This window comes from Galbibacter mesophilus (genome assembly GCF_023721415.1).
GTDB lineage: Bacteria > Bacteroidota > Bacteroidia > Flavobacteriales > Flavobacteriaceae > Galbibacter > Galbibacter mesophilus.
This window is the reverse complement of the sequence record NZ_JAMQVC010000002.1, coordinates 100,198-125,119: the sequence shown is the minus strand read 5'-3', so window position 1 is coordinate 125,119 and position 24,922 is coordinate 100,198. Positions and strand designations below refer to the sequence as shown.

11 protein-coding genes and 2 tRNA genes are annotated in these 24,922 nt (G+C 37.0%); 4 read left to right on the top strand and 9 right to left on the bottom strand.

The features are described from left to right. The first annotated feature begins 75 nt into the window (after nucleotides 1-75). Both NDQ75_RS07480 and NDQ75_RS07475 read left to right on the top strand, forming a co-directional pair. Nucleotides 76-149, top strand: a tRNA-Arg gene (locus NDQ75_RS07480). A gap of 446 nt (nucleotides 150-595) precedes the next feature. Continuing rightward, nucleotides 596-2,773: a prolyl oligopeptidase family serine peptidase gene (locus NDQ75_RS07475; RefSeq protein ID WP_202026833.1), complete on the top strand. Its 2,178-nt coding sequence runs from the start codon at nucleotides 596-598 to the stop codon at nucleotides 2,771-2,773. Nucleotides 2,774-3,656: 883 nt separating this feature from the next. Here NDQ75_RS07475 and NDQ75_RS07465 read toward each other — a convergent pair. The 7 genes from NDQ75_RS07465 to NDQ75_RS07435 all read right to left on the bottom strand — a co-directional run bounded on the left by NDQ75_RS07465 (nucleotide 3,657) and on the right by NDQ75_RS07435 (nucleotide 13,171). After that, nucleotides 3,657-4,226, bottom strand: a complete 570-nt coding sequence (locus NDQ75_RS07465; protein WP_202026832.1) for a hypothetical protein — start codon at nucleotides 4,224-4,226, stop codon at nucleotides 3,657-3,659. 2 nt (nucleotides 4,227-4,228) lie between these two features. Continuing rightward, nucleotides 4,229-5,161 carry an RHS repeat-associated core domain-containing protein gene (locus tag NDQ75_RS07460; protein ID WP_202026831.1) on the bottom strand — a complete coding sequence of 311 codons (933 nt, stop codon included), beginning with the start codon at nucleotides 5,159-5,161 and terminating at the stop codon, nucleotides 4,229-4,231. A gap of 103 nt (nucleotides 5,162-5,264) precedes the next feature. Continuing rightward, complete coding sequence (locus tag NDQ75_RS07455) at nucleotides 5,265-6,527, bottom strand: DUF5018 domain-containing protein (protein ID WP_202026830.1); 1,263 nt, start codon at nucleotides 6,525-6,527, stop codon at nucleotides 5,265-5,267. A 19-nt stretch (nucleotides 6,528-6,546) separates the two neighbouring features. Next, a complete protein-coding gene (locus NDQ75_RS07450; protein ID WP_202026829.1) occupies nucleotides 6,547-7,947 on the bottom strand; it encodes an outer membrane protein assembly factor BamB family protein in 1,401 nt (466 codons plus the stop codon). Between the two features lie 19 nt (nucleotides 7,948-7,966). Continuing rightward, nucleotides 7,967-8,668 (bottom strand): fibronectin type III domain-containing protein, encoded by a 702-nt coding sequence (locus NDQ75_RS07445; RefSeq protein WP_202026828.1) that lies wholly within the window; start codon nucleotides 8,666-8,668, stop codon nucleotides 7,967-7,969. Then, on the bottom strand, nucleotides 8,665-12,327 hold the full coding sequence (locus tag NDQ75_RS07440; RefSeq protein WP_202026827.1) for a T9SS type A sorting domain-containing protein: 3,663 nt from the start codon (nucleotides 12,325-12,327) through the stop codon (nucleotides 8,665-8,667). The genes NDQ75_RS07445 and NDQ75_RS07440 overlap by 4 nt, the downstream gene beginning before the upstream one ends. Nucleotides 12,328-13,097: 770 nt before the next feature. Next, nucleotides 13,098-13,171, bottom strand: a tRNA-Pro gene (locus NDQ75_RS07435). 253 nt (nucleotides 13,172-13,424) lie between these two features. Between NDQ75_RS07435 and NDQ75_RS07430 the strand changes: the two genes are divergently transcribed. Next, complete coding sequence (locus NDQ75_RS07430) at nucleotides 13,425-14,516, top strand: hypothetical protein (protein WP_202026826.1); 1,092 nt, start codon at nucleotides 13,425-13,427, stop codon at nucleotides 14,514-14,516. 154 nt (nucleotides 14,517-14,670) lie between these two features. Here NDQ75_RS07430 and NDQ75_RS07425 read toward each other — a convergent pair whose 3' ends face one another. Beyond that, complete coding sequence (locus tag NDQ75_RS07425; RefSeq protein WP_202026825.1) at nucleotides 14,671-15,498, bottom strand: SDR family oxidoreductase; 828 nt, start codon at nucleotides 15,496-15,498, stop codon at nucleotides 14,671-14,673. A 294-nt stretch (nucleotides 15,499-15,792) separates the two neighbouring features. Between NDQ75_RS07425 and NDQ75_RS07420 the strand changes: the two genes are divergently transcribed. Then, nucleotides 15,793-22,821 carry an Ig-like domain-containing protein gene (locus NDQ75_RS07420; RefSeq protein ID WP_202026824.1) on the top strand — a complete coding sequence of 2,343 codons (7,029 nt, stop codon included), beginning with the start codon at nucleotides 15,793-15,795 and terminating at the stop codon, nucleotides 22,819-22,821. Nucleotides 22,822-22,937: 116 nt separating this feature from the next. Here NDQ75_RS07420 and NDQ75_RS07415 read toward each other — a convergent pair whose 3' ends face one another. Continuing rightward, the gene (locus tag NDQ75_RS07415; protein WP_202026823.1) at nucleotides 22,938-24,326 is read right to left on the bottom strand and encodes a type IV secretory system conjugative DNA transfer family protein; all 1,389 of its coding nucleotides are present in this window, start codon (nucleotides 24,324-24,326) and stop codon (nucleotides 22,938-22,940) included. Between the last annotated feature and the right edge of the window lie 596 nt (nucleotides 24,327-24,922).

Here is a 24,922-nt window from a genome sequence, read left to right as displayed (position 1 = left end):
TTATATTTCCCTTGACTCATTTAAATAAAAAATACTATATTTGCACCCGCATTAGCGAATAGCCAATGTTCCGACGGCCTCGTGGCGCAACTGAATAGCGCATCTGATTACGGCTCAGAAGGTTGCAGGTTTGAATCCTGCCGAGGTCACTACAAGCAAAAAACCACGTTACTACGTGGTTTTTTTGTTTTATGTAAAAAGCGGAACTTCAGTTTACGCTTTTGGAGAAAACAAAAAGAAGCAATGCATGTGCATTGCAGGTTTTCTATTTGCAAAAGGGAACAGAAAAGGATCTGTAACCCTGCCGAGGTCACGAATTAATAGTTCAATAAGAAAAAACGCCAAGCTTGCTTGAGCGTTTTTTTGTTTGCATTATTTTTAAATCGGAGATTTACCGGATGTAAGTAGCCAATCCGGTCTCACTTAAGAGCAAAAGCCCTCATTCTTAAGGAATAACCCTTATAATCGGTTAATTGATACAATTCAACCCGTTTCTAAACCAATCTTATGTGATTTTTAACTACTTTTAAATAACCATTTCCTACAATATCATAGACTTGCACTTTTGTTTTGTAACCAATCAAACAATTAAATTATGAAAAAGTACAGTTTATGGTGCTTCCTATTTGTTAGCACAATTCTCGTAGCCCAAGATCCAGTTAAACCAGAAAACACTCCTGAAAGGATTGTAACCGACGAGTATTACGGTCAAAAAATTGATGATCACTACCGCTATCTAGAAAATTTAAACGACCCCAATGTTATCTCTTGGATGAAAGATAATGCCAATTACGCTGAAGCAGTATTAAATAAAATCCCAGGGAAGCAAAAATTAAATGATGAAATGTTGGCTTTAATAAATAGAAAAGATGCCAACATATATAATGTGAATATTACGAATAACAATCACTATTTTTATTTAAAGCAACTACCCGAAGATGAAACTGGGAAACTTTTTTACCGCAACGGCTATAAAGGGGAAGAAAAGTTTTTGTTTGATCCTTTATCGTATAAAAAGGATTCTGGTTTAACCTACACAATTTCATCCCTATCACCCAATATTGATGGAACTTTGGTTTCTGTAGAGCTAGCGCCCAACGGTTCTGAAACTGGAGAGATGTTCGTATTAAACCTTAAGGGAGAGAAAGTTTCTCAAACTATTGAACCTGTTTGGGGCATTGGCCCATCATGGTTGGAAGATGGTCAGCATTTTTTGTATACTCCCATGAATTCTTCGGATGTGACCGCTGCGAATAGGGAAACAAACACTAAAGTGAGACTTCATAAATTAGGAACGGATCCCAATATTGACGAAGATGTTTTTTCAGCGGAAAACAATCCAGAACTAAATATAGAACCAAAAGAAATACCCATTGTATTTTACGACCACAATTCGAAGCTCTATTTAGCCATTGTGGTTACAGTAGACAAAAGCTATAAAATTTATGCCAAACGTTCTTTAGAGTCTAAGGGGACACCATGGAAACCTCTCGCGATGAAAGAGGACCAAGTATCTGATTTCTTTTTGACAGAGAATGCTATTTACTATCAAACCTTTAAAAACGCTTCGAATTTTAAAATTTTAAAGTCTTCCTTGGAAAACCCAGCTATTTCCATGGCCAAAGAAGTAGTTCCACAGCCGAAAACAGGAGTTCTGGTAAATTTTGCTGTTAACAAAAGTGGACTGTACTATGTTGTCAACTCCAACGGGGTTGAAGCGAAAGTTTACTTTAAGCCTTCCGGAAGTAAGGAAACAAAAGAATTAAAGCTTCCTTTTACTGCTGGAAACGCCTCTTTATATGCTTGGGATAGTAAGGAAAAAGATTTATTTGTAAATATAAGTGGATGGACATCTCCAGAGAAAAGATACCGCTACTCCCCTGATATTGATTCTTTTATAGCAGAACCATTATCAAGCGAAGTAAAATATCCTGAATTGAAAGATTTAACAGTAAAAGAAGTAATGATCCCCTCTCACGATGGAGTGAAAGTTCCCGTTTCTATTATTTACAACAAAAAAATCAAAATGAATGGAAAAAATCCTGCAGTAATTTATGGCTACGGAGCTTATGGAATATCGATGAATCCATTTTTTAGCCCGGTAATCCTTGCTTATACCCTGCACGGAGGCATTATGGTAGTTCCACATGTAAGAGGTGGTGGAGAATTGGGTGATGAATGGCATATGGCAGGACAAAAACTTACCAAACCCAACACATGGAAGGATGCTATTGCAACGGCAGAGTATTTAATTAAAGAAAAGTACACTTCCAAAGACAAACTTTCCATTTGGTCTGCCAGCGCAGGCGGTATTTTTGTAGGTAGAGCCATTACGGAACGTCCAGACCTTTTTGTAGCTGCCTGCCCAGAGGTTGGATGCATGAATACCATCCGAGGAGAAGATTCGCCCAACGGACCAGTAAATATTCCAGAGTTTGGTACTGTTAAAGATCCGGATGAATTTAAAGGGCTTTTAGAAATGGATTCTTATCATCACCTTGAAAAAGGAACTAAATATCCAGCTACCCTAATTACAGCAGGTATCAATGATCCTCGCGTGATTGCCTGGCAACCAGCAAAATTTGCTGCTAAAATGCAAGCTGCCAATGCTTCTGATAAACCTATTTTATTTTTAACAGATTTTGAAGGAGGGCACGGTATGGGCGATACAAAATCACAAGCAATTGAATCTCTTTCAGGTATTTTATCATTTTTCTATTGGCAATCTGGGCATCCAGAATTTCAGCCTAAAAAGCCAATAACCGATAATTGAATAACATAAGTAGGTACGAAGTGTAACATTCCAAATATAAACTTGTGAAAAGTTGACTAATTATTACATGTTGCTTTTTCTTCCTTATAGCCAACACCTAAGCTGATAAAGGAATTGTAGGTAAATTGAAACTGGTAAAATTCAAAAAGTCCAACGAGATGCAAGATACATTGGATTATACAAAGGTTGAACTCCATGTTCGGCTGTAGTATTTAATTTTAATTCTTGAGGAAGTGCTTGGGTGGAAATCAGTTGTAAAGTTTACATTTATTTATACTACTTTCCACAAATAGAAAGCATAAAAAAACCACTGAAAATCAGCAGATTAACAGCGTTTTGTTTTGACCTATTTCTAGGTTCGTCGGGATGACAGAACTAACTTATATTTAATATATTTCTGAATATCAAATAGTTATACACGTGTCTCAAAAACAGGTAACCGAATAGGTAACTTTCGCGTCGTTTTGATCTTAAACACAAAACTATAATTTTTTTTCAAGGAATTAAAAATCATTTTTCAATTAACGAAGTATAAGGTATCATAATATTGGTATGGTTAAAATCCAGTTATTATATGTGTGGATAAATATTAGATAAGTATTTACCTTTTCCAACACGAGCGTGACGCTCGCGCTAGCGGGGGTTATATTTCCAGCGCTGTGCCACGCTGTTACCCAAGGATGATGTCATCGGCCCGTAGCCCATATGTTTCAGACCGAAAGGATAGTAATTGCTCTCCTCCACAATCTCACTGGCAGGGTCTATGCTGCCGTTGCCGTCCGCATCCTGGTAGGACAGCCTTACGTTGCCCAGGTGGTCCTTGTATTGGTACACGTATTTATAGCCCCCATTGCCCTTCAGGCTCACATAGCCTTCCGCATTCTTAATTCAAAACTTGCATATTCATAAGAATGATATATATAAAAGGAACACGATATATAATTTTATCAAAATCCTTAGGATTAGTTACAGAGAATAATTGGTCTATCGCTTCTTTATTTTTATATTCTTCTGCTGCCAACCAATTCATAGTCTCATACTGGAGATTCAATGTTGAATTAATTTTGTTCTTTTCGGTTATTAAGATTGTTTGTGGACACTGTATCAAAATTACAGTCGGGTCATAAGTCAATTCAAGTAATTGATCTTTGAAGTTCCTCTCAATTATTTCTCTCAAACTTTCTTGGTTTTCTACATCTCCTAGTATATTCGTTATCAAACTTTTATAACTATCTAACTTTTTTCCTTGAAGGAAGTTTTCTTTTATAAGCATATCTTCTATCTCTAGTAAAGAAATATAAATATCCTTACTATTAGAATTCCCATTAAGCCTTCTAAATCTCTGTACCTCAGTATTTACACATACTTTTAATTTTAACTCTATAATTTCTTCTTGTGTTTTACAACTATTTAAAAAAAATGCTAGAATAAGTAATATCAAAAATTTATTCATATTTAATTTTTTATCGGTTTTGGAGTCTTAAAATATTCGTAAGGAGGGTACTTCTTATCAAACCTAGAATCTAATTTATTACTATTATTTGTATGGACGCCCATTGTCGAGTATCGTTGATGCCCCCCTGTTCTAGGATGAAGATTAGGAAACATTAAGACTTCCTGTAGGGGGCCTATCACCTGACTAGGGTATTGCCTAGAATGGTTTGATGACACTCCGATTCTTACATCTCTATTTGGGTTCATGTATGATGATGGATCAGCTAGTCTGAATGAATAATGTACCTTTATATTTTCTCCATCAATTTTCATAAATGCAGTACCATCTATAGTTCCTGTCCCTGTCCATTTACTTGTTGAAGCCTTAAATCTATTTGAATAATATTTTGATACGAGGAAACTATGCTCTCCTTTTGTTGTAGCATGATCTCTAGCAAACACAAATTGATCAAATCTTCGTTGTTCACTTTTACCCTCTTTTGACATTAAATCTAATCTTAGTATCTCACTTCCAGTAGCATCCTTAACTTCTTGTCCAGAAACTTCTGTTCCTTCTGCAATTTTGGTATCTCCAGTGGTTCCTGTTATTTCTTCAGCTTTATCTTGACTGATACCATATTGACTGGATAACGTTTTTGCACTGTCTCCTTTTTCTGCAATGTAAGTAACAGATCCGTTCTCTTTTATTTCCGGCTTCCATAAAATTGATTTCCCATCAGGATCTATAAAACTTAGTGGATTATTCATTACATAACTGTAAGTAGAATGCCTAAGATAATCTTCTGAGAGTGGATCAATATTCATCCACCTGCCCAATGCAGGGTCATAATTCCTAGCTCCAAAATCATAGGTATTGATATTGAGGCTCCCATCATACTCCTTGCCATTGTATTTCCAGCGCTGTGCCGCGCTGTTGCCCAATGATGATATCATCGGCCCGTAGCCTATGTACTTAAATCTAAAAGGGCATTTTGCGACAAAACAGCTTTAAAACTTTTCCCGATTTGATAATTCAAAAGTTTTCCTCGACATTTACTTAATCAAAAATTGTTGTTATTGATGGGCCAACCCTTCGACCAGGCCCTAACACAGTTATTTTTCTTTGGTGACCTTCACGTCCATAGTAAGACGGAAATAAATAATAATTATTTAGGGTAAGAGTTAACAAGGTCTTTTCCTCATTTACAAATAAATCGTAGCTACTAGATGGTTGAATTAGGTACAGAGATCCATTTGACGGAATTACCATCATGTCTGGTAAGTTTTCTCCTGTCAATTCCAATCTGTCTCCTCTTTCGTATATAGTTTGATTTAGCGAAAGTAATTTTGGAACATTTTCCGAAAGAATATCCATTTGAACTTCATACTCCATTTTTTGACCATTCATCTCGTAAACTATTTTATAATTAGAGCCTGAAGGAATAGTACTTGGTATCGTGAAATAATAAAGATAATTTATCAGGAAATTATTTTCGCTTTGCTCCTCTTTAGTTATACTAATTGGATAGCTATTCTGACCATCAAAGAGATATATTTGAGTATTTTCTCTATTTATATTTATAAAATTCCCTCCAACAACCATTTCTGTTCCTGCATACAATAACATAGGTGAATTACTAAAAATACCAGCTACGGCATGACACCTGGTGATTATAGGTTCATTAATAACAATATCGTATTCAACTTGATCCCCGTTTTCCGCTGTTACAATAAACGTTTTAAGACTATTAAAATCTTGAACTGTTCCACTTTCTGGAGATATGGTTGCATATTTTGAAATTTCTATTGTAGGCATAATATTACTAATGTCCATAGAACCTGTTTCAAATTTAATCTCCTTTAATTCATTATCTATTCTGGCATTAATGGATTCACCATTTAAATTGAATTTAAAAGATAGAATTTCATTGGAGTCGCTTAAAGGTCTATTATTAATAACTACTCGGTATACATTTGGATCTCCATTTTCTGCTATGACAGTGTAAACAACCTCATCTTCAAAATTCTGAACAAGACCTGGAGCGGGTGAAATAGTTGCATTATTTGAGTATTCAATTTCCGGAATTAAAGCTTTGATATCCGCACCTTCCGTTTCAAAAGTAATTAGCCTCGTAGTTTGATCTATGGCTCCAGTGATCTTTTCACCATTGATCACCAAATTAAATGAAGTTATTAAATTCTCTGTACTTAATGGTTCTGATTCATAGGGCTCATAAACCGTAATTATTTCTGGCTCTTCTTTATTACAGGAAGAAAACAAAACGATACATATAAAGCTAAAAATAATTCTTTTTATCATGATATTTAAAATTCGAAAATCAATTGCTTAAACCATGGGAAGACGGATAGATTACGTTATCCCCATTTCCAATCACAATGGTAAAGGACTGCATTACGGATTCGTCCGTATTTATTGTCCATTCGAGAACACCAGTATCGGCATTTATGGCGTAAACTTTGTTACTCCAATCTCCCATATAGACTATATTATTATAAACCACTGGAGAAGTGGTTGTTACGCTACCTAGCTCGAATTGCCAAATTAGTTTTCCAGTATCTGCATTCAAGCAGACTAATTCCCCTCCTATTGTTTTAGACACTCCAATATATACTTTACCATCATTAACAAAAGGGGAAGATTGAAAAGACCCCGAAGACCTATAGATCCAATTTCTATTGCCATTACTTTTTTTGTAAGAAAAGAGATCATTATAAGTCCCTACAATTATGTTTTCTTCATAGGAAGCAGGAGAAGGTGAAAACGAATTAAAACCATTGACAGTCCAATTTTTCTCTCCTGTATTTTTATTTACGGAATAGAATCGGCCGAGGTTGTCTCCATAGTAAATATCCTCACCTGATATTAAAGGGTTTGTGTAAATCCGTGGCGCTACACTACCGTTTGAAAAATCTACCTCTCTCCTCCAGTCTACATTACCCGTTAATTTATTAACTGCTTTTATATGTCCATTATTTCTGGACGATACAAATACCCTACTTTCATCCATAGCTGGTGGGGCATGATAACTAAACAAACTTACCTCCCATAATTCTTCTCCTGTTATTCGGTTGACGCAGTGCATATCAGCATCTACTGCTAGCGCGTATATATTCATATCGTCTACAAGGATGTGATGAGTACTTTTATTATTCAAACTTGGAAGATTAGGAGTAAAAATCGTTTCGCCAGTTAATATATCCAATCCTTCAAATCCATTATTGACTGTGGAATAAATTACATTTTGGTAAACCGAGAATGTTTCTGCTGCAAATCCCTTTTTTTTCCACAATGGTTTTCGGGTATATAAATCCAAAGCGTTCGTGATACCATTTGATTCCTGAAAGAATAAAATTTTACTATTCGGGGAATCGATTTCCTTATTTGTTTCAACAGTCCCACCATTTCTATCTGTGGCTATAATTCTAACATTGTAACTTGAATTGTACTGTAATTCTACCGTTGCAATCGACTGTGTATATTCATCAATCAAGGCATTGTCTACATAAAGTTTATAATACACTTCATCTGTATCCCCATCTATGGCATCTTCCCAATCAATAGTAGCTACCTTCCCATCGAAGACAATATCAATAATACTGAAATTACTGGGAACTAAATTGGTTGCTGGTGGACCTTCTTGCTCCACAACGGTAACTGTGTCTTCATCTTTGCTGCAAGAAATTAAAAACAAAAACAAAACTATCTGTATAAACCTCATATAAAATCCCTTATCAAATTTAACTTTTAAAAACCCATACACTTCCTTCACTGACTCCTCCATTATCGTCTTTTGCTATAATTTTCCAATAGTAAGTTTTTCCCGAAGATATTGAAATCTCGTAGGAAATCGTTTCAAAGTTTTCCTGCAATAATGGAGGTGGCTGTATGGTTCCGAAATAAATATCATATGTAAGACTATCTTGATCCACGTCACTAGAAGACCAAATTAAATTTACCATACTGTTATCTACCTTGGAAAATGCTTTAGGACTAATCAATTCAGGGGTAAATGGCAAGTAATTAATTATTCCCTCTCCTTCTGTGTAGAATTTCCAAACTGAGGAATGGTCACTATAATTGCCATTAATATCTTTGGCTTTAACCCTCCAATTAAACTGAATACCTTTTTCAAGTGAGAGTCTTAAACTCGAATTTGAAACCTCTCTACTTTCCACGATTTTTTCAAACGCTTCGTCTTTAGCAATTTCAATTATATAGACAATAGAGTCTCCTTCTTTATCTGTTGAAGGATTCCATTTAAATTCGAGGGGATTATCTAAACATAATAAACCATTATCTGGATATACTTTATTTGGAATAGAAGGTGGTAAGTTCATTATTTCGGGAGGATTCGATGGTGCCTCTCCGTTTTCATTGTCATCAGATTTACTGCATGCTTGATGTGAGAATATAATAAGAATTAAAATAAGCTTTTTCATCGTTTCACAATTTTATGAACCACGGAATTACGGCTACCAATCTGTACATAATAAACTCCAGATGATAAATGCCTCATGTCTATTTTTAAAGTTTCATTATTTTTTGTGTACAAACTAGACTCTATCAATTGATAATTTAAATTATAAATTCTTACAGTGATGTCAGAATCATTCTGTTTTGGAAGATCAACGAAAACATAATCATGAGTTGGATTAGGTGACACACTTACAGCATTTTCAAATTGAACCCTTTTCTCGAAAGTTCCCTCACAATGAAACTTAGAATAAATTTGCAACAAATCTCCATGTTTAACCTCAATTGAAAATGCTGAAGACATGGTCACTAAAACTTTTTCTCCATTAATCACAACTGAATAGGGAGCAGTTCCTGAAAGCATTTCTATTCGTTCTGATAATCCTTTTTCATTAATAACTGCTGTTGATTTTCCTGATACCGTTGATGCGTTTGGAATATAAAATTTAAAGCACTTCTTAAAATCGGTTTGTTCCGGTATTGTAATGCAAAGATCATAGTAGCCTGCATAAAGATTCTCAATAGATAATTCCGTGGTAAAGTTGTAAGAATCATCGTTTACCTTGGCGACATAATTATAGCTTTCACTCGCCCTAATTAATAATCGGCCGTTATTCTTACCTTCACATGTTATACCAGTAGTTTCTATCGTAAAATTGTTCGAAGGAAGGTCGAAAACAAGAGGACAACCATTCTCATCTACTGGATAGAGAGGAAGTGTTTCCGGACAAATGTCTTTATCGTTCATTACACCATCTTCATCGTCATCAAGTTGAGTTTGAGAACATCCGTCATCATTTACAATTTCATCTACAGGAGTCTTGAAACATTTATCAAGAGTGTCATTTACTCCATCATTGTCCTCATCTAAATAACTACTTTCCGAACATCCCTTGGTGTCAACTTCTTCTCCAACGGGAGTTTGGGGGCATTCATCCTTATCATTTGTTACGCCATCCTTATCATCGTCCAATTGATTATTTGCGCAACCGTATTTATTAACTTCGTTTCCTTGAAGGGTGTTTGGGCATTCATCAAAAATATCTATAACTCCATCTTGATCCTCATCTACAAAATTCTCTGAGGATCTAACTTCCAAAGGAGAAGTTACGTAAATTTCGCTACCGCTTTTATCAGAAGTTCCTTCAAAAAATAGCTTATCCCCAACAGTGGTTAAACTAGAATATCTACTAAAAAGTGAACCATTAATAATATTGAAATCCATGCTATTAACATTGCTTGGATCCCCATTTGTAATCCATAGTTTTTCTGGATAAGCATACTGTCGGAATACAACGTTATCTCTATAGCACTCTATGTCCTCTATTATGTTTATCACTCCTTCTTGTTGTGTAACAATCGGCAAAGTACCTTCTGCCGTACCGTCTGTTCTCCAAAGCTCTTTTGCAACGTTAAAACTATCACCAACTCCAAAATAGACATACTCTCCACAGGTAATTAGATTGTTAACATCTGGATTGTGAATGGAATGTTCGCTGCCGATAAATAGTGGAATAGTGCCTTCCGTTGTACCATCCGTTTTATAAACAGTTTCACCTGAAAATTCTGGAAAACTTTCATATCTAGGATTTGGATAGCGGGCGATAAAATACAATTCATCATTAAGAATGGTAAGAAGTCGAATAGAACTATCAATACCATCGCCAAAAGACATTAAATGAGAGGTCCCTTTAGAGGTTCCATCTGAAACCCAAATATCATGTGGTCCATAGGTGGTATCTGAAGTATTTGCAACTATAATTAGTTTATCATTTATAACGCTGATAGATTCTAATCTTTTTATATTAACAACTCTGGAAACATTAGATGAAGAGCCGTCTGTTTTATAAATTGCATCAATCCCGCCATCAAAAGATGAGAAATAAATCATGTCTTTGTACCACACCAGGTTTTGAGGATTGCTGTCATATCGGTTCCCACTACCTTTTGCAATATCCGTAATTCTATAAGTTCCTTCTTCCGTACCATCGGTAGCCCAAAGTTCAAAACCGTGAACGCCGTCATCTGCCATGAAGTATAATTTATCATTTATAACAGTAAAAGTTTTTAAATACTCCTCATTATACATACTACTAGCACTACCTGGATTTATATCCCTTATCATTTTGGTTCCCTCTACGGTTCCATCACTTATCCATAATTCATATCCATGTACTCCGTCATTTGCACTGACCACTAGTTTCCCATTGAAATTTATGAATTCAGATTCATCATCAACTCCTTGACCTTCAGTATTTATTGTAAGATACCTAGTTCCTTCCGAGGTCCCATCGGAAGTCAGTAAATCGAAGGTACCTTCTTTATTCCCTCTGAAAAAAAGTTTATCGCCAACAGGTGTTAGAAGTGTTGGACTTACTCCGTAGACATGATTAAAGTCATAAAAGAACGATGTTTCATCTTTATCTTCATCATATTTCCACATTTCTACTCCGTTAAATTCAGTTTCACCCGCAAAAAATACTTTCTCATTTAATAAAATTATGTCGTTTTCGTGAGAACTTATATTCGAAGAAAGTGCGGTATCCGAAACCATTTTCGTTCCTTCGGGCGTGCCATCACTCTTCCATAACGGTTTATTGAAATAACTATCACCGCTACCGAAAAAATAAATAGACTCTTCAGTTGAATCAAATGTTAAATGGCTAGCTAAAACATTCTTTATCAACTGTGTACCATCCTCTGTACCATCTGAAACCCATAGTCCATCATTCTCATCATGATAACTTCGGATATTGAAAAAAGCTTTCTTCTTAGAAAATACGAATTCGCTTAAACCAGATCCGAAGGATGTTGCTGTTCCTTCTATTGATTCTGTTAATAAATTCGTCCCTTCTTCAGTACCATCAGTCTGCCAAATTTCTTCGCCGTGAATGCCATCATTGGCAAAAAATATTAATTTATCATTCAGAACCCCACCTTTCATTGTAGATCCACTTCCGTCGTAAAGCGTTCCCTCATTGATATTCTTAAACAAATTGGTGCCATTTGATGTACCGTTGCTTTTCCATAGTTCATAGCCATTTATGCCATCATCTGCAAAAAAATAAAAATTATCTTTATAGACTTGATATCCCACACTTACATTCATCGAACTGTCCTCTCCTTTTCGGATATCCTTTAAAAGAACAGTACCCTCTTCTGTTCCATTTGTAGTCCATAATTCCATCCCTGTTTCTTGAGTATATGCTTTGAATATTAGTTGCTGGTTAAAAATAAAAAAGTTACTAGGAGAACTACTTTCTTCACCTATATTGATATCTTTTAACACATGAGTTCCAATTTCTGTTCCATCTGTAATCCAAAGTTCCATACCATGAGATTCTGCATAAGCACTAAATATTACCCTATCCCCTAAAACAATTAGATTAATTATAGATTCGCTTTGACTAAATGTTAAATCTCTATTTGTAAGTTGGATCACCTCATTTTCAGTACCATGATTAACCCACAACTCAACACTTCCGAAATTTTTCTCGCCAACAAAATAAACAGAGTTGCCCACGGGCAATATATTACGTATGCTACCCGATCTACCAAAATCGGCTATAAGCTTAGTTTCGGCAACAGTTCCTTTTGTGAACCACAATTCCTTTCGATTTGCCATGAAGTAAAACCCATTCTCAGCTTTGGTAAACCTTTGTGGATACCCGTCATTCGAGAATTTCATTTCTAAAAGTTGCGCATCTAGTATTTGAGCTTCAACTGAGTGGGTTAAGAAAAAATATAGAATAAAAACGAGTAATAATTTACCTTTCACGGGGTTAGAGGTGGTTTTAGTTAATTTTTAACGGAAAAATAATAGTATCATTCCTACAATAGTAATTTATTATTTTATCAGAAACAAATATTTACTGCATTAATTAAAAAAATATTCTTTCTCGTAGATTATATTGGTTTATAGTTAGAAATTGATTGAATAAATTTTCAAATGATTCTTTCTTAGACCATCTCCTGAAAAAAAATACCCCCGATTGATTGTTTATATGTAATTTGAAAAACATTGAAGTGAAAATTCTAACGTTCTAGAAAAGTCTTGACAATCATTTTATTTTGAGCCAAAACTACCATAAAGCAACATATTCTATGCCTTAAGAAATGTTTAATATGAATGAATCGATTGTCAAGAAATAGTCAATTAACCCAAAAAAACCACTGAAAATCTAAAAGACTAACAGTGGTTTTTTATTTAAATTATTTCTAGATTCGTCGGGATGACAGGATTTTTATAATCCCCTTACATCGCATTTGTTGCAAAATAATGCCTGCCGCTACAACGTTTCGTCCCTTTTTTATTAAATCCATTCCCTCAAGCCCAGCTTGGCTCAGGTTTTAATAAAAAATGCCCAACTTTTTTCAAAGCCAGACATTATCTTGTCGGGATGACAGGATTTGAACCTGCGACCACACGCACCCCATGCGTGTACGCTACCAGACTGCGCCACATCCCGTTAATGGCAATTTCACCTGTTCGATGGTTTGTGTTTGAGAGGAATCGCGTGCGCTACTCCCAAGCTTCAGGATGCCACATCCCGTATTTTGTGATTGCAAAAATATAAAGTTCAGTAGATTTTACACTAAAATCACAAGGAATTTTTGCACCGTTTTAAATTTCATTTCTCAACAGAATTAGACCGTTTTAATAAACATCCTTAAAATCAGCAGTTTTTAGTATATTTAAGAGAACAACACTTACTCGTTTTCATGAAATCTATTTTCACAAAAAAGGTTCTAATTTCTGTTTTTCTTATTTCCTCTATTGCAAATGGACAAGAAAAAGGATTGTTTCCAAAAAATGAGTTTGTTCTCAAGGGAGAGAGTACGGTGATTGGAAATAATATTTTGAGCATCCATGCTTCAGAACCATACAATCATATAGGTTACGGAGCCGAAAAAAATGATCGGCTAGCTATGGTTTATACGGATATAGATTACGATGTGGAAACGTTTAGTTCGAGTTCAGCACATTTACAACTTCCTATTTCAGCTGAAAATATCGTTTTCGCCGGTTTGTATTGGACAGCAACTTACCCTTACGAAAAAGGCGAAATGGTAAAAGGAAATACGGAGTACCTATATTCAGAAGAAATAAAACGTATTGAAACCTATAATCAAATTAAAATAAAACTCCCAGGAGATGCAAACTACCAATCCGTAAAAGGAGAAATTATAGCTGATAAAATTGATAGTATAGCAAAGCCTTACGTTTGCTTTGCTGATGTCACTTCTTTATTAAAAAACAAAAAAAACGTCAACGGAGAGTTCACGGTAGCCAATGTAAGAGCCGCGCAAGGGCATTTGCTCGGTGGCAGCGCGGCAGGATGGTTGCTATATTTAATCTACGAAGACAAAAACCTTCCGAAGAAAAAATTCACGTTAATACACGGATGCAAACCAATTGTAAAAGGTGGCTACTTGTATAATATTCCATCGATAAACAAATTACCGGAACCTCAATCCTTAGCAAAAATCACATTAGGAGCTTTGGAAGGCGATGAACGCTTAAAAACGGACGAGCTCATTTTAATGTTCAACACCAATCAAAAACAACACCTCCATACCAAAACGAGGGAACAACGGAATTTTCTCAATAGTTCTATAACCCTTAACGACAGTATTTTGGGACAACGTAAGCCGAATAGCCAAAACACGTTGGGTTTTGACATCGCTTCCATCTCTTTTGATTATGATGAACAATCAACGGCTAAAAGTTTGTCTCAAATAAATTTTAATACGGTGAGGGACACTTACTTTTTATTTTTTTTGGCAATTGAAGATTTTATTGCTGAAGAGTAAACGTTGCAAATAATGTTGAGAATAATTAGTAAACAACCTCGGTGTAAGCAATCAAGGCATTGCAAATCACATTTAGTGAGTAAAAAAACAGCCCGCCAACAAAGGTCGGCAGACTGATTTTTAACTACGAGATTAAATTATAATTAGAAAAATACTATACTCCACTAAAAGCGCTGAAACCACCATCAATCGGCACTACAACTCCGGTAACAAATGAAGCTCCTTCCCCACATAACCAAAGGGTGGTGCCAATAAGGTCTTCCGGCTCACCAAATCTACCCATCGGGGTTTGATTGATAATGGTTGTACCCCTTTCCGTTAAACTTCCATCCGTCTGTGTTAGTAAGGTTCTATTTTGTTCGGTTAAGAAGAATCCAGGAGCCAGTGCATTTACGCGAATTCCTTCCTTGGAAAAATGAACTGCCAGCCACTGGGTGAAATTAGAAACTGCTGCTTTTGCTCCACTGTAAGCTGGTATTTTGGTTAATGGCGTAAAGGCATTCATGGAAGAAATGTTTAAAATACTACATCCTTGTTTACCTACCATATCTTTGGCGAATACTTGTGTTGGCAACAATGTACCGATGAAATTAAGATTAAAAACAAACTGAATTCCTTCACTATCCAAATCGAAAAACGTTTTAAATCCTTCTGCCTTGTTTTCCAGATCTTCTTTTGAAAAATGCGGATTGGATGTTGTTCCTAACGGATGGTTTCCTCCCGCTCCGTTTACCAAAATATCTACAGAACCAAAAGCTTCGTTAATCTCTTTTTTTGCGATTTCCAACGATTCTTTTTTTAGAACATCTGCGGCTACACCCAATGCCTCGCCTCCATCATTTTTTATTTCATTTGCTACTTTGTCCGCGGCTTCTTTACGCAAATCCAAAACTGCAACTTTGCGACCTTCTTTTGCCAATGCTTTTGCCAATGTACTACATAAAACTCCTCCTGCACCTGTTAAAACTACTACTTTGCTCATTATTATATTTTTTGTTGATTGGTTACGACTTTCAAAAATGTGTGTACGTACACATAACAAATATATGTAAAAATATGTGTACGTACACACAATCAGTGATTATTGGAAGTTTTATTGTTTCAGACTACACACAACTGTCCCCAAAAAGGCGCCTATTTTAATGCTTTTTTGAAGAATCATAATTATCTGTAAACTAATATTTTAACATAAAAAACATCGATAATACGCCAATTTCCTCGATAAGTTTTATTAAATTGCTGACAATAAGTTCTTTAACATATTAACCAGATAACTATGAGAAAAAATTACTTTCCCATACATCTTGCACTGGCCTTCCTCCTCTCCTTTTTCTGCCAGTTGGATGTATTCGCTCAGCAGCCAAAAAAATTACCGGCAACCCCAGTAATTTGTCCTGCTAAATTTCAAGACATGAACACTCGGGTCAATATTCCTCCCGAGCGAAGTAAAGGGCTTCAACAGCGTATGCAAAATGTGGCTACAGCCGAAATTCAAGTAACATACGGTCCTGGCGCACAAGCCAACCCAGAAGCACAAGCAGCCTTTCAATTTGCCCTCGATATTTGGGCTACTCAAATTGTCTCCCCCGTCCCTATTAAAATTTTTGCAGATTTTGCCGATCTCGGCCCAGGAGTACTTGCTTCTGCCGGTCCGGCGTACAACGTTAGTGGAGTTCCAGGAGCTCCCGATCCCGACGTTTTATATCCAGCAGCATTGGCAAATGCCATTGCTGGTGAAACCCTTTTTCCTGATGAAAACTTCGATTTAATCGTAAACCTTGGAAATGGTATTCCGTGGTATTTCGGCACCGATGGAAACACGCCTTCTGGATTGTTCGATTTTGTTACGGTTGCACTACATGAAGCAGGACACGGACTTGGTTTTACCACCGTTCGCGGATTCAACAACGGAGTTGGAACACTTCGGTCTAACGGTTTACCGTCTATTTTTGGCGTTTTTATTGAAGATGGCGATGGAACTTCGTTATTGGACTTTCCAGATCCTTCCACTGAACTAGGCGATGCCTTTACAGGTGGTGATATTTTCATGGGAGGCACGTTTGCCGTTGCCGCTTTGGCCGGTATGCGACCAGAACTGTATGCGCCGTCTAATTGGCAGGGAGGCTCCAGCCTAGCACATTGGGATGAAGCGGCTTTCCCAGCAGGTGATGTAAATTCCTTAATGACTCCACAAGTGGGAACCGCAGAATCCAATTTTGATATTGGAGATATTACGCGCGGACTTTTTAAAGATATGGGATGGGTTATAAACGATGCAGAAGCTCCACCTCTATTGGTCTCTCCAAACTCTATAGATGAGGAGCTTTTTGTTGGCGACACCATAAGAAGAACGATTACTATTTCCAATATTGCAGATGTTTCCATTACGGCAACAGCTGCAGCTAATGCTGGAAATACGACCATTGAACTTATCCAACCGCAACAACTTACCATTCCTTCTGCAAGCTCAGATTCACTGGAAATTAAATTAAATACCGCTGGATTATTGAAAGGAGTATACAACGACACGCTTTTCATTACTGCGCCGGAATTGGTTGAGGCCATAGCCGTTCCTGTTGAAGTAAGGGTACTGGACGGCACGGAAACTCCGTTTTTGGTAGTCACGCCTAATTCTTTTGAAGAAACCATTCAGCAGCTACAAATTGTCTCCCGTGACTTAGTTATTGAAAATACCGGTGATGCCGATCTTAATTTTAATATTACCGTAAATGATGAACCGCCGATGGAATTCGCTGAAAAAGTGGCTCTCAGTAACAAAGCTGTCACCAAAGCGGGTAAAAGTAAAAAGCAATTTACCAATCTTTCGGCTAAAACATCCGGAATAGCATCCTTGGTAAAAACTCAAAATAATGACTTTACGGAAGTAATAACTTCCCTTTACGCTACCGATTTTGAGGAATTCACCCCTGGTAACCTCAACGGACAATTGGGCTGGGCTTCTCAATACGCCGATAACTGGATTATTTCTACTGAAAACTCTTTTGAAGGAAACCAGCATTTTAGAGGTGTTTCAGACGGACTTGGAGGCACGCGACCTGGAAGTATTTTAGCGCTTTCGCCCAGCATTTCTCCAGCAGACGAACCTTTTATGGTGTTAAGTGCACAAATAAATATTCAAGGAAGCGGCACTACTTGGGAAGTAATTCCGCAATCGCCAACTGCTGGCTCCGTGGTGACTAGATTACGCTTTAATGCCGATGGAACTATTGATGTACTAACAGATCCCAATTTTGTTCAAATTGAAGCATCCATCCCTTCCGGCTATTTCGAATTGAGAATAATCGTTGATAAAGATGATGCTACTTTTTCCATTTATTTTGATGACGAATTGGTGTTTTCAGGACAGGGTTTTGCCCCTATAATCGAACAGGCGGTATTTCTTTCAGCAATGGAAGAAACAGGATCTACCTTTGATGTAGACAACTTGGAAATTACTGATGGCGATCCTAATGCATTCTTTGTATCGGTGGCTCCCAATGCAGGCGTAGTTCCACCAGGATCTTCCCAAACGGTTCAAGTTAAATTTGATGCCCGAGCGATTGACCCAGGAAATTACGAAGCCTCTCTCACTGTAAATAGCAACGATTCTGTAAACTCTCCGGTGGATATTCCGGTTTCACTAACCGTTTTGCAACCACCAACCATTGGTGTAAATCCAGACTCATTGAGCGCTTCGGTGAATGTACAAACAGATATGCCTCCTGTAAAAACGGAAACTTTTAGTATTTCCAACTCAGGAGAAAGCGATTTGGATTTTACAACATCGCTTGGGCCGCTTCAGTTTGATAGCCCTTCCGCTCCAACAGATTTACTTTTAAGCAATCTGGATTTAGCAAGGTATGGCGAAGGAAATGCAGGTCCGTTTAAAGAGAAGTCAAGAGGAGTAATTGAAAAAAGTAGTGTGCCTTCTGTTCAAATTCTAGACAATGCTACTTTTCAAGATTCCATTTTTTATGATAGCGGCATTCCGTTTCCTGATAATTTTGCTGGCGTACAAACAAGCGCTTATACAAGTGCTGTAAAATTTGACGCTGAAAACGAGTTTACCCTTACAGCGGTACGAAATGGGTACCGTACAGAAACGGTTACCGACGCTCCAGTTATTTTGGAAATCTATCGTGGCGGTGATACTCCCAACGATGGCGAATTACTGCTTACCCAAACATTCAACCAAACCAGCGAAGAAGGTATTCTAGTTGCAGAAGAACTCAGCGAGTCACTTACGTTTACGGCTGGCGAGTCTTTTTGGGTAGTACACAAATACCCTGATGGTATTGAATTTCCGCAAGGGGTAGATAACGATGCCACCCAAAGGCCTAATACTTATTTTTTCAGCGGAGATGGCGGCGCCACTTACAATCCGTCGGGGTTTGTATTTTTTGTTAGGGCGCTTAGCGGAGCTTCCGAAGAAAGTTACATTACGCTTGAACCTTCGGAAGGAACCATCTCTCCGGGACAATCGGTAGATGTTACGGTTACATTTAACGGCGAAAATTTGGCCAACGGTACATACAATCGTGATATTTTGGTAGCAAGTAATGATCCCGTTACACCTGAAGCCTCCGTAGCTACGACTTTTGAAGTTGCCGGACAAGTTTCAGAAATTGCCCTTTCAGAGGAATTCATATTGTTCAATGATGTCTTTATTGGCGCAGAAAGGGAACGTTCGTTTACCATAATAAATAACGGACTCGCAGAATTGAATGTTTCTAATATTGCTTCGGATAACGCCGATTTCTCGGTTGATCCAACTTCCGCAACCATTGCAGCTTCCGATAGTTTAGAAGTGAAAGTGCTTTTTACACCTTCCGAAGCAGGAAATATAAATGGAATTATTACCATTGAAAGTGACGCCGATAACACCCAAACACTGGAAGTGGTTGTGAATGGCGTGGGTGTAGAACCGCCAATCGCGGTTTTAGACCCTCAGGAAGTTATGCTTACCACCGATGCGGGAACTACCATTGATACAGAAATCACACTTAAAAATGATGGAAAGGCACCATTAATTTTTTCCTTTCCAGATCTCGCCGTGGCGGCTGCTCTAGCCGATCCTAATGTGAAATTGAATGACACCAAACGGATAAATTTTGAAAGTTTTAGCCTGCAACAGGAAAAAGGTTTTAAAGACAACCGGCAAGGTGCTAGTGTTGATTACAGTGTTGGAACGGACAATGGCTTTGGTTATACTTGGATAGATAGTGATGAGCCCGGCGGACCTGTTTTTAATTTTGAAGACATTACAGCAGTAGGAACAGAAATAACTACCGATCTTGGTGGGGATGGTTCTACTGAAGTTGCCATTTCTTTTCCTTTTGAATTCTATGGACAAACCAATGCTTCGGTAATTATTAATGCGAATGGATTCGTAACGTTTGAAGATCCCAGCGGATTGACATACGTAAATACACAAATTCCAACCGAAGATGGCATAAACGCTGTGATAGCTGCGTTCTGGAACGATTTGGAACCGCAAAACGACAATGGATCGGTTCATTATTTTGATGATGGAAGTAAATTTGTGGTTCAATGGACGCAAGCACCAATATTCTTTGGTGAAGTAGATGAAACAGTTACCTTCCAAATTGTTTTATTCCCTGATGGAAATATCGATTTTTATTACGAGGATGTAGAAACCGCTCCGTTTAGAAATACTGCCACAGTAGGTATAGAAAACTTTGATGGTACTGATGGTGCTCAAGTTGCTTTTAATACCGAATATATAAAAGATGATTTGGCAATTCGCTTTGTAAAACCATCCATCTTCTTTACAGATTTAATCAGTAATGTGAGTCCGCTTTCGGGAGTTGTTCCAGCCGGAGGCTCTAAACAATTATCGGTTACTTTAGATGCTACTGAATTGAACGACGGCGTGTACTTTGACGAGCTCATGGTGTCCAGTAACGCTCCAAGCGATTCGTTAAACTCCGCTCTTTTTGAATTAACGGTGATTGGTTTTCCTGAAATTTCTGTAACTCCAGATACTTTACAATACGACCCAATTTTTGTTGGTTTGGAATCTGAAGCTAATTTCTTGCTGGAAAATACCGGTTCCAAAGATTTAGAAATTACATCGATAAGCAATGAAACCAGTGATTTTATTTTAGATACCATTGCACCAATAACCTTAGCTCCCGACGAAACCCTACAAATTGGGGTTACCTTTAAACCAAGTTCGGTCGGATTTATAGAGGACAAAATAATTATTGAAAGCAATGATGCTTTTGGAATGGAAACCGCCATAGTGTATCTTTTTGGAGAAGGGGTTGATCCTCCTGTAATTGAAGTGACTCCAGATTCTTTGAACCTAGAAGTGGTTCGTGAGCAAGAAATCACAGAAACCGTTACAATTAGCAATACCGGTAATTCAACACTTAATTATGCCTTATCACCACCCTTTTTCGGTAAGGCAGGTGAAGCCAATCAAAAAGTGGCGACCTATGAAAAACTGGAGTATGCAAAAATTAGAAGCAAAGAAGCGTTGGATACCAGAGTTGGTCCTTCCCCACTCAATGCCAGTGGCGGTCCGGGAACATTTGGATACACTTGGGTAGACAATAATAGTGGCGGACCGGCATATGATTTTATGGATATAAGTGAAAGTGGTGAAGTAGCGAATGTTGGCGCTGATGATGAAGAAACGGTTGCACTTCCTTTTCCATTTAAGTTCTTCGGAGAAGAGCAAGATAGTGTGACGATTGGAGCAAACGGATTTTTAACATTTGCTGAAATAACTGGAAGTAACTTTATCAATACTCAAATTCCAGATCCTGCCAATCCGAATATGCTTATTGCAGGACTTTGGGACGATTTGGAGCCACAAAACGGAACGGGTGTCTTCTACATGGGGACTTCGGAATATTTTATCGTTCAGTACGAAGCAGTTCCAGGGTTTGGCTTTCCGCCTTTCTTACCCGTACCAGATCCGGTAACTTTTCAAGTAATTTTATTTCCTGATGGAAGTATAAAAATGCAATACGAAAATGTGAATTCCACCATTCGTACAAGCAGCACGGTTGGTCTGGAAGGCCCTGGAGGATTATCAGGCCTTCAAGTGATTTTCAATACAGAATTCTTAACAGACGGATTGGCGATTACTTTTACACCTCCTATTTCTGGAACGGTGGAGCCTGGAGAAACAGCCGAAGTGCCTATAACTTTTTCCGCGGAAGGACTTGAAGCCAATACTTCCTTTACCGGTGATATTGTGGTAAGTAGTAACGATCCTATCCGTTCAGAAATCAACATTCCAGTTACATTGGATGTACTTGACGCTCCTGAAGTGGTAAGCTTTACGCTTATTAATGCCGACACCAATGAAGAAATTGGTTCACTTGAAGAGGGAGATGTTATCAATTTGGATGATTATACCGCAAATGCGTTTAGCGTGGTTGCCAATATTGGCGATTTGCCTGTAGGTAGCGTGATTTTCGATTTTAATGAAAAAGAGAATTTCCAGAAAGAAAATATCGCTCCATACGCACTGGATGGCGATAAGAAAAATGGAACAGAATTCATCCCTGTGGCGTTTCCTTTGGGTGATAACACCATCACCGCGACTCCCTACTCGGGGAAAAATGGTAGCGGCATGATGGGTATTCCGTTAACAGTTTCTTTTGAAGTAACGCAATCACCATTGATGGTTTCTAGTTTCACACTCTTCAATGCCGAAACGGATGAAGAAATTGGAACTTTAGAAAATGGGACCGTTATAAACTTAGATGATTATGATGCGAATGCATTTAGTATTGTTGCGAATGCTACAGCCATTGGAACTCAAAGTGTTGTTTTCGATTTTAACGGAAAAACCAATTTTCAGAAGGAAAACGTAATTCCGTACGCTTTGAAAGGTGATAAAAATAATGGTACGGACCTTAATGCGGTTGAATTTCCGCTAGGAACCAATTATGTTACCGCTACACCTTACGATCAGAAAAACGGAAAAGGGAAAGCTGGAATTCCACTATCGGTTATTTTTGAAGTGACAAGTAGCAGCGCGCAATCTATTGCTGATTTACCAAACGCGGATTCACCTGAAAAGTTCACTATCAATATTTATCCGAATCCGGTGCGAAGTGAAGCTAGTTATCAACTGGTTGGCAAGGCCGTACTTAGCGAAGGATACTTATACAATCTAAGTGGAATATTGGTCAGCTCTTTCAAGGTAGAAGCGTCTAACCAAGGAAGGATTGATATGAGTCGTTTTCCGGCAGGTGTTTATTTGCTACGATTGGTAGATAAAAAAGGTAAAATGGTGGCTCAAACGAAGATTGTGAAGAAATAAAATCTATTTAAATATTGTTTATACAAATCAGAAACATCAAAAAAGCTATCTCTATTTGGAGATAGCTTTTTACTTTATAGGAATTCCAATAACTGTAATTAGTAAGTTTAACAAGCTTATATTTCTTTCTTTATCAAGGCTACATCCTTTAAAATTTTCTCATAGTTCTCGCTGAGTTCTTTAGATGTGTAGACCCTTTCTGGTAAAGGTTTAATGCGTTGTTGTTCTTTTGTATCAAACTTGGTAATAATATCTTTATCATCGAGTCGGCCGATGAATTCTCCAAATTTTAGCTTTGTAAACTTATTGGATAGAATTCGGGATAAATTACTGCTGTAGCGGAGAATCAATTTTTGCATCCCGAAGCGTTCGTTTTTCACTATCCTATTCGCTTTATCTTTAACACGCTGAATCATTTTTTGACTATATCTAGCCGAAATTTGACTTACGCCTTTGCCTATGAATTTATAGGACAATCTGCTTAAAATATTGTCGCTGACTCTGTTACCATAAAATAAGTCGTTTTGAAACTTTTCATCCAATTCATATACAATGGATACATTGTTTCTTCTCAACTTTGAAAACAATCTGTGCAAGCGATAAACATAAAAGCATTGCGACTCCTTGTAATAAAGAAAAGAATTCTTCTTAAACTCTTTTCTATCTTTCATAGATGTATTCAACACTAACGAAAGTAGAGGAGAATAAACGGTTTCCTTTAAGGGATTATTGACAACCGATATCACATGCTTATCCGCATTGGAGAAAATTTTTAAATTTATTTCATCCTTAGATAAGGCCATAAAAATCCTTTCGGTGCTTACTTGATGAAAATAATCTTTTAAAAAATCTATAAGTGTTTTGAGCTCTGTCGGTTCGTTATTTGCCAACTGCAAAAATTCCGAAGACAAATTAACCACTTCATCATCCGCATTCAATAGTTTAGTGATTTCCACTAAGGTATATTCATTGATAATACTTATAACATGTGGTATGGTGCAACTCTCGGGATGGTGCTTTTTTAAATAATATATAATTCCAGTAAGTAAGCTTTCGGCTGACTTCCATCGTATTTTAGTACTTTTTAAACTGGTATGGGTTTGACTAAAGATTATGTTCTTAATAAACAAGTTTGCAAATTGCCTAATATCTCTCTTCAGTGGTAAATATTTAGGCGCTATTGGATTGACACGATGGTAAATAATATCAAAAGAAATAATTTTTAAGTCTCTTTTATAAGCATCGAGCAAAGGATACACCAAGCTTGTAAGCTTAAAATTGTCGTGGTCATAGAACATTCCGCTATATTCATATTTACTGAAATGCTGAAAGTAATTAAAAGCAAAATGGTCTTTAGTATTTTCTTCCGAAGCACCAATAATGGCAGTACCCTTCTTTACGTTACTCACGTAAATTCCACCAGATTCAGTAGCCAATCGAATTTTTTCCACGGCTTCCGTTTGGAAACTTGCGAATTCTTTAATCGATAAAAAAGCAGCTATCATATTGATTATAATTTAGCTGTACCCAATGGAAAGATACAGGATTGGTTATACATTTTACAACTTTCATTGGTAGCAAATCAGTGTCTTGGATGTTGCAGTAAAAGAAAAGGCCCTATTAAATAGGACCTTTCTCCTAAACAAACCAACCTGGTAACTATGTTACCACCACTATTGAAACAATTTAAGTCTATCAAAAAAAATTCCTTTAAAAGCACAGTTTAGCATTGTGCAAGGCTAACTACCTTAAAAGGTTATTTTAACTTTTGAAAACTTCTTTTAAATGCTTCATTTTTTCTTTGCATAGCAATTTTTAGTAAAAGTAACCAACTTGTAGAACCAAGATTATCACATTTGAAGATATCCTTGCAACAATCGAAATTAAACATAAGATAAAATGGACACAGGGAAGATTATTTCAAAAAGTAATATCTAAAATATTATAAATCTGATAATTAAAACAGAAACTCCTAAAGCAAAGCAATTTCTTTTAAAGAACTTCAGTAAACGTTTGTGAGGGAAAACAATGTAGATTTCATGAAAAAGATAGCTCTTAAATAATAGGTAATACTACAACAGAAAATGTAAGTTGGTTAGTC